The sequence below is a fragment of the Onishia taeanensis genome (genome assembly GCF_013349955.1).
GTDB lineage: Bacteria > Pseudomonadota > Gammaproteobacteria > Pseudomonadales > Halomonadaceae > Onishia > Onishia taeanensis_B.
The window spans coordinates 1-382 of sequence record NZ_JABVXC010000081.1 but is presented as its reverse complement, the minus strand read 5'-3'; the positions used below and the strand labels follow the sequence as shown (position 1 = coordinate 382).

Below are 382 nucleotides of genomic sequence, written 5' to 3'. Positions count from 1 at the left end.
GTCGGCGGTGATCGGCGTCGCGACCATCATGCTGCGCTATCCGATGGTGTTCTCGGCCTTCAAGCTGGCGGGTGGTGCTTACCTGGCCTGGCTGGGGATCCAGATGTGGCGCTCGCGTGGCCGCCTGGCCCTGGGGGTAGCTGGGGAGGGTGCGGAGGCACCGCGCGCCTCGCGCCGCGCGCTGGCGGCACAGGGCTTCGTCACCGCGATCGCCAATCCCAAGGGATGGGCGTTCTTCATTGCGCTGTTGCCGCCGTTTCTGGATGCCAGCCTGCCGCTGGCGCCGCAGCTGATCGCGCTGGTCGGCATCATCCTGACGCTGGAATTCACCTGCCTGCTGCTCTATGCCGGCGGTGGCAGCAGCCTGGCGCGTTGGCTGGGG

General features: G+C 69.1%; 1 protein-coding gene. It reads left to right on the top strand.

The window, feature by feature from the left end; genetic code table 11:
• The coding region (locus HUS66_RS17565; RefSeq protein ID WP_175072467.1) for a LysE family translocator at positions 1-382 on the top strand (382 nt) is incomplete at both ends.